A 7,012-nucleotide genomic window follows, 5' to 3' on the forward strand; every position below is an offset into this window, starting at 1 on the left:
CTGCGCCGGCTGCTCGCCGTGCTGGCCGCGCTGCTCGCCACCGTGGCACTGGTGGCACCGCCGTCCCCGGTCCGGGCGGCCGACCCGCTGCTCTCGCAGGGTCGGCCCACCACGGCCTCCTCGGTGGAGAACGCCGGCGTCCCGGCCAGCAACGCCACCGACGGCAACGCCGGCACCCGGTGGGCCAGCGCCTTCGCCGATCCCCAGTGGATCCAGGTCGACCTGGGCGCCACCGCCACCGTCTCCCGGGTCACCCTGGCCTGGGAGGCCGCGTACGCCCGGGCGTACCAGATCCAGACCTCGACCGACGGCGCCACCTGGACCACCGTCTTCAGCACCGCGGCCGGCGACGGCGGCACCGACGACCTCACGGTCAACGGCACCGGCCGCTACGTGCGGATGACCGGCACCGTCCGGGCCACCGCCTACGGCTACTCGCTGTGGGAGTTCCAGGTCTACGGCGCGACCGGCGGCGGCGCCGGCTGCGACACGGCGACCAACGCGGCGCAGGGCCGGCCGGCCACCGCCTCGTCCACCGAGAACGCCGGGACCTCCGCCGCCGCGGCGGTGGACGGCAGCGCGACCACCCGCTGGGCCAGCGCGGCGAGCGATCCGCAGTGGCTCCAGGTCGACCTCGGCAGCGTCCGCACCCTCTGCCGGATCGTGCTGAGCTGGGAGGCCGCCTACGGGCGGGCGTACCAGGTCCAGACCTCCACCGACGGCGCCGCCTGGACCACCGTGTACGCCACCACCGCCGGGGACGGCGGGACCGACACCCTCACCGTCAGCGGCTCCGGCCGCTACGTGCGGGTGTACGGCACCGCCCGCGCCACCGGCTGGGGATACTCGCTCTGGGAGGTCACCGTGAACACCACCGGCGGCGGCACCATCCCGGGCGGCGGCTCGCTCGGGCCGAACGTCGTCACGTTCGACCCGTCGATGTCCAGCGCCAGCATCCAGAGCCAGCTCGACGCGGTCTTCCGCACCCAGGAGTCGAACCAGTTCGGCACCCAGCGGTACGCGCTCATGTTCAAGCCGGGCGACTACTCGGGCATCAACGCGCAGATCGGCTTCTACACCTCGATCATGGGGCTCGGCCGGAACCCCGGCGACGTCCGGATCCACGGGGACGTCACCGTCGACGCCGGCTGGTTCAACGGCAACGCCACCCAGAACTTCTGGCGGTCGGCGTCCAACATGCAGGTCTTCCCGTCGGCCGGGTTCACCCGGTGGGCCGTCTCGCAGGCCGCGCCGTTCCGCCGGATGGACATCCAGGGCGACCTCAACCTGGCCCCGAACGGCTACGGCTGGGCCAGCGGCGGCTACATCGCGGACAGCCGGGTCACCGGCGTGGTCCAGCCGTACTCGCAGCAGCAGTGGTACACCCGGGACAGCAACGTGGGCGGCTACCTCAACGCCGTGTGGAACATGACCAGCTCCGGCGTGGTCGGTGCGCCGGCCACCAGCTTCCCCAACCCGGCGTACACCACCCTGGCGCAGACCCCGGTCAGCCGCGACATCCCGTACCTCTACCTCGACGGCGGCGGCAACTACCAGGTGTTCGTCCCCTCCACCCGGACCAACGCCAGCGGCGCGTCCTGGCTGGGCGGCGCCACACCCGGCACCTCCGTGCCGCTGAGCCAGTTCTACGTCGCCAAGCCGGGCGACTCGGCCGCGACCATCAACGCGGCACTGGCGCAGGGTTTGAACCTGCTGTTCACCCCCGGCGTCTACCCGGTCAACCAGACCATCACGGTCAACCGCCCCGGCACCGTGGTGCTCGGCGTGGGCTACCCGACGCTGATCCCGCAGAACGGGGTGACCCCCATGACCGTCGCCGACGTGGACGGGGTCCGGCTGGCCGGGCTGCTCTTCGACGCCGGCCCGGTCAACTCGCCGGTGCTGCTCCAGGTCGGCCCGGCCGGCTCGGCCGCGAGCCACGCCGCCAACCCGACCTCGATCCAGGACGTCTTCTTCCGCATCGGCGGCGCCGGCGCGGGCAAGGCCACCACGAGCCTGGTGGTCAACCAGAACGACGCCCTGATCGACCACATCTGGGCGTGGCGCGGCGACCACGGCACCGGCATCGGCTGGACCGTGAACACCGCCGACACCGGCCTCATCGTCAACGGCAACAACGTCACGGCACTCGGGCTCTTCGTCGAGCACTACCAGAAGACCGAGGTGATCTGGAACGGCAACAACGGGCGGACGATCTTCTTCCAGAACGAGTTGCCGTACGACCCGCCGAGCGCGTCGGCCTGGATGAACGGCTCGCGGGTCGGCTACGCCGCCTTCAAGGTGGCCGACGGGGTCAGCTCGTTCGAGGGCTGGGGGATGGGCAGCTACTGCTACTTCAACGTCGACCCCACCATCGCGGCGTACCACGGCTTCGAGGCGCCGACCAGGGCCGGTGTGCGGTTCCACAGCCTGCTCACCGTCTCGCTGGGCGGCAACGGGTCGATCACCCACGTCATCAACGACACCGGTGGCACGGCCCAGGGCACGAACACCGTTCCGGTGAACGTGGTCAGTTATCCGTGACCGGCCCGGGGGCGGCAGGGAGACCTGCCGCCCCCGCGCATGACGGTGGTCCCGGCGGGTACGCGACCCGGACGGGGAAACCAGCGGGAACGGAGGAACGGGATGAAGGTCCGAAGCTCCCTGCGCGCGCTGAAGCGCAAGGCCAACTCGATCGTGGTACGCCGCCGCGGCAAGGTGTTCGTGCTCAACAAGGCGGATCCCCGGCAGAAGGCCCGGCAGGGCTGACCGAGGTGGCCGACATCCTCATCACCGGGGCCGGCAGCGGCCTCGGCCGGGGCGCCGCCCTCGGCCTGGCCCGGGCCGGCCACCACGTGATCGCCGGCGCCGAGATCTGGCCGCAGGTGCGCGACCTGCGCGCCGAGGCCGAGCGGGCCGGAGTGACCCTCGACGCGATCAAACTGGACGTCACGGACGCGGCCGACCGTGCCGCCGCCCGGCGGCACCGGGTGGACATCCTGGTGCTCAACGCCGGCGTCCAGGAGGCGGGGGCGGTGGTGGAGATCCCGATGGACCGCGTCCGCCGGTCCTTCGACGTGAACGTCTTCGCGCACCTGCACCTCGTGCAGGACCTCGTGCCGCCGATGCTGGAGCGCGGCGCCGGCAAGGTCGTCTGGGTGTCCTCCGCGGTCGGCATCCGGACCCGGCCCTTCGTCGGCGTCTACGCCGCCACGAAGCATGCCATCGAGGCCCTGGCCTGGGCCATGAAGGGCGAACTGGAGCCGCGTGGCGTCCGCGTCGCCGTGGTCAACCCCGGCCCCTACCGGACCGGCTACAACGACACCGGCGTCGAGGCGATGTCCCAGTGGTGGGACCCCTCGACCGCCCTGCTGGACCGGCCCGACTTCGCCGACTACCTGGAGCACCAGCGCGACCCCGAGGAGATGGTCGAGGAGATGGTCCGGGTGATCCCGGCCGACCGGCATCCCTTCCGGACGGCGTGGCCGGAGGAGATGCGGCAACAGCTCAGGGAGTTCGAGTCGCAGGTGTGGGACGCGACGACGTGACCTCGGTCGGGGGCACGTCCTCGCCGCGACGTCGAGGCGCGAGCAGCCGGGCGGCCGCGAACCGCGCCAGCGGACCGTAGATCCGGGCCGAGTCGGTCAGCGCGGAGAAGTGCGACGAGGCGTTGCCGGCCTGGTAGCGGGTGGCGATGGGGACCTGCGCGATGGGCAGCCCGGCCCGGGCCGCGTGCAGCAGCACGTTCATCTCGTACTCGAACCGCTCGCCGGGGACGGTCCGCAGCCAGCCGAGCAGCCCGGCCGGGTAGGCCCGCAGCCCGGTCTGGGTGTCCCGCACGGGGACGCCGGTGGCGAGGCGGAACGCCGCCCGGGTCGCCGCGTTGCCGAACCGGCTGCGCAGCGGCACCTCGCCGTCGAACCGGCGCACGCCCAGCGCCAGCGCGCCGCTGTCGCGCATCCGGTCGGTGACGCGGACGACGTCGGGGATCAGGTGCTGCCCGTCGGCGTCCACGCACACCACGTCGCGACCCCGGTGGTGGCCGGCGACGTACCGGAAGCCGGTCTTCAGCACGATGCCCTTGCCCCGGTTGACCCGGCGGCGCAGCACCGTGGCGCCCCGGTCGCGGGCCGCCGCGAGCACACCGGCGGAGGTCGGGCCGCTGCCGTCGTCGACGACCACCACGTGCGCGGCGGGCAGCGCGGCGGTCAGGTCGTCGACGAGCCGCGGCAGGCGGTCCCCGGGTCGGTACACCGGCACCAGCACGATCACGGAACCTCCCGGGTGGACCCGTCGCCCGCCGGCCCCGCCGTCGGGGCCGATCGACGACCGTCCTTACCCGAGGCGCGGGCCGGCGAATCCCGCCGGGTTCAGCGGCGGAACAGGCCCGCGACGCGCTGCGCCGAGCGGGCCAGGCCGTGCTCCCGCCGCAGCAGCGCCTCGGGGGTACGCAGGCCGAGGTAGCACACGCGGCTGGCGGCCCGGGCCACTCGCTCGCGGCCGGCGGGCACCGGGTCGGGCCCGGTCACGGGCACGTCCAGCAGCGTCGCGCCGGACAGCCCGAGCACCTTGCCGGCGAGGAACCGGATCCGGGGCAGGTGCCACGGGTGGGAGACCAGCCCGAGCGGCCGGGCCGGGGTGAAGACCTCACCGGCGAGCAGTCCGTCCTGGACGGTGTGCGCCAGGTTCTGCAGGGTGGTCCGGGACCGGGTCTCGGCGTGCAGCCGGGCGTACCCGTCGAGGCCGGCGGCGCGGGCCAGGGCCAGCATCAGCTCGCCCTCCCGGTACCCGGCGGGCGGGCCCGGCGCCCCGGCGCGGCCGTGCGGCCAGCCGCCGGTGAACACCACCCGCGCCCCGGCGGCCCGCCGGAAGTCGGCCGCGTGCGCGCGGACGTACCCGATGGCGGCCCGGGCGCGGGCGACGCTCCCGGCGCTGAGCCGGTAGCCGTCGTCGCCCGCGACCACCCCGCGTCCGAACACCAGCAGCACGGTGGCGGTCGGCGTCATCCGACCCACGGTACGCCGGCGGGAGTCCGCCCTCGTCCGCGTCGCGCGGCGTTCAGTCCTCGTCCGCGCCGGGCGGCCAGGGCGGCTCACCCACGCCGGTGACCCGCACCCCGCCCCACGGGTCGGCCTCGGCGAGCCGGCCCCGGGCGACCCGCTCCCCGACCCGCACCTCGACGTCGCGCCGGCCGGAGCGGAGCAGCCGCAGCATGCGCGGGTCCGGCTCGATGCGCCCGGCCCAGTGGTAGCGCCCGTCGACCGGCTCCCAGCGCCCGCTGGCGTGCAGCCGGACCGGGGTGCCGGCGACCTCGGCCGGACCCTGCCAGCTCACCACTCGATCCGCTCGTGCGCGCGGGTCAGCTCGGGGGGCAGGTCGGCCCCGCGCCGGACCCCTTCGATGCCGCTCCAGAGCAGGGTGGTCAGGTAGTCGGTGAGCGCGGCCCGGCGGATGGGCTGGCCGTGGGTGGCCCACCAGTCGCCGACCGCCTGCACGAACCCGACCAGCCCGTACGCCCAGGGCTCGGCCGGGCCGGCGTCGAGCCCGAGCGCGCGCAGCCGGTCCCCGATGACCCGGGCCAACCCGGTGGCGACCTGCCGGCTGGTGCCGGCCACCACCTGCTGGATGCCGGGATGCCCGGCCTCGTGCAGCAGGAACCGGTAGAGCGTCGGCTCGGACTCGATGATGCTCAGGTAGGCGTCGATGGTCGCCTCGACCAGCGCCCGCTCCTCGCGGACCCGCTCGACGGCGGGGGCCACGGCGTCGACGACCCGGGCCGCCACCACCTCGCTGACGGCCAGCCAGAGCTGGGCCTTGTCGGCGAAGTAGCGGTAGAGCACCGGCTTGCTGACCCCGGCCGTGGCAGCCACCTGATCCATGTCGACGGTCGGCCCGTGCCGCAGCAGCGCCTGCACGGCGGCGCCGATCAGCTCCTGCCGCCGCTGTTCGCGGTGGTCGGCCCAGCGGTCGCGCCGGCCGGTGCGCGGGGGTGTGGCCGGCTCCGGCGGTGGGTCCGAGGCATTGACATCCGTGGAGGTGCGTCGCATGCTACCACTCGTAACAGTTACTCGAAGTTACGTCAACCTGGAGGGGCCATGGAGGGGACGTCGGCCGGATTCCCGCGCGAGGCGGTGGCCACCCGCCTGCTCGCCGCCTCGGTGCGCACGAGCTACGACCCCGTCGTCGACATCGACTGGTCGGCGCCGCACACCCCCGGGGCCTACTGGATGCCGCCACGGCGCAGCAGCCTGTACGGCACGGCGCTGTGGGAGGGGATGAGCGAGGAGCAGCGGATCGAGCTGACCAAGCACGAGGTGGCCGGCGCGGCCAGCGCCGGACTGTGGTTCGAGACGATCCTCATGCAGATGCTCATCCGGCACTACTACGACGCCGACCCGACCACCCGGCACGCCCAGTACGCGCTCACCGAGGTCGCCGACGAGTGCCGGCACTCCATCATGTTCGGTCGGCTCATCGAGGCGCTCGGCTGCCCGGTCTACCGCGCCGACCCGGTCGATCACCTGCTCGGGCGCTGGCTCAAGGCCACCGCCACCGGCCCGCAGATGTACGCGGCCATCCTCATCGCCGAGGAGATGCTCGACGCGTTCCAGCGGGAGGCCATGGCCGACGAGTCGATCCAGCCGCTGATCCGGATGGTGTCCCGGATCCACGTGGTCGAGGAGGCCCGGCACGTACGGTTCGCCCGCGACGAGCTGGCCCGTCAGGTCGAGGCCGCCGGCCCGGTCGCGCTGGGCTACGCGCGGCTGGTGATCGGGCGGGCCGCGTACTCGATCACCCGCCGCCTGGTCAATCCGCGCGCCTACGCGGCGGTCGGCATCCCGCCCGCCGTCGGGGTGGCCGCGGCCCGGGCCAACCCGCACTGGCGGGCCACCCTGCGCTGGTCCGCCCAGCGCATCACCGAGCACCTCACCGAGCTGGGTCTGGTCGCCGGGCCGGGCCGGCTGCTCTGGCGCCGCGCCGGCCTCCTGCCGGACTGACCGACGGCGGCCCT

8 protein-coding genes are annotated in these 7,012 nt (G+C 74.1%); 4 read left to right on the top strand and 4 right to left on the bottom strand.

The window, feature by feature from the left end:
- The 3 genes from F8274_RS29350 to F8274_RS29360 form a co-directional block, all read left to right on the top strand.
- Positions 1-2,544: discoidin domain-containing protein (locus F8274_RS29350; protein WP_370518288.1), on the top strand; the 2,544-nt coding region annotated here is incomplete at its 5' end.
- 102 nt (positions 2,545-2,646) lie between these two features.
- Entirely contained in the window at positions 2,647-2,769 is a 123-nt protein-coding gene (locus tag F8274_RS29355; protein ID WP_091265774.1) for a 50S ribosomal protein L36, read from the top strand.
- 5 nt (positions 2,770-2,774) lie between these two features.
- Positions 2,775-3,548, top strand: a complete 774-nt coding sequence (locus F8274_RS29360) for an SDR family oxidoreductase (protein WP_151465602.1) — start codon at positions 2,775-2,777, stop codon at positions 3,546-3,548.
- Here the strand turns inward: F8274_RS29360 and F8274_RS29365 are convergent.
- The 4 genes from F8274_RS29365 to F8274_RS29380 all read right to left on the bottom strand — a co-directional run bounded on the left by F8274_RS29365 (position 3,508) and on the right by F8274_RS29380 (position 6,047).
- Positions 3,508-4,272, bottom strand: coding sequence for a glycosyltransferase family 2 protein (locus tag F8274_RS29365; protein WP_151465603.1), 765 nt, complete (start codon positions 4,270-4,272; stop codon positions 3,508-3,510). The two genes, F8274_RS29360 and F8274_RS29365, sit on opposite strands and share 41 nt — an antisense overlap.
- Positions 4,273-4,370: 98 nt before the next feature.
- Positions 4,371-5,006, bottom strand: a complete 636-nt coding sequence (locus F8274_RS29370) for a YdcF family protein (protein WP_151465604.1) — start codon at positions 5,004-5,006, stop codon at positions 4,371-4,373.
- 52 nt (positions 5,007-5,058) lie between these two features.
- Positions 5,059-5,334: a DUF4873 domain-containing protein gene (locus F8274_RS29375; protein WP_151465605.1), complete on the bottom strand. Its 276-nt coding sequence runs from the start codon at positions 5,332-5,334 to the stop codon at positions 5,059-5,061.
- Positions 5,331-6,047, bottom strand: a complete 717-nt coding sequence (locus F8274_RS29380) for a TetR family transcriptional regulator (protein WP_151465606.1) — start codon at positions 6,045-6,047, stop codon at positions 5,331-5,333. The genes F8274_RS29375 and F8274_RS29380 overlap by 4 nt, the downstream gene beginning before the upstream one ends.
- Positions 6,048-6,095: 48 nt before the next feature.
- Between F8274_RS29380 and F8274_RS29385 the strand changes: the two genes are divergently transcribed.
- Positions 6,096-6,998: a diiron oxygenase gene (locus tag F8274_RS29385; RefSeq protein ID WP_151465607.1), complete on the top strand. Its 903-nt coding sequence runs from the start codon at positions 6,096-6,098 to the stop codon at positions 6,996-6,998.
- Positions 6,999-7,012 lie beyond the last annotated feature (14 nt).

Origin of the sequence: Micromonospora sp. AMSO31t, from assembly GCF_008868175.1 — a bacterium.
In the GTDB taxonomy this organism is placed as follows: domain Bacteria; phylum Actinomycetota; class Actinomycetes; order Mycobacteriales; family Micromonosporaceae; genus Micromonospora.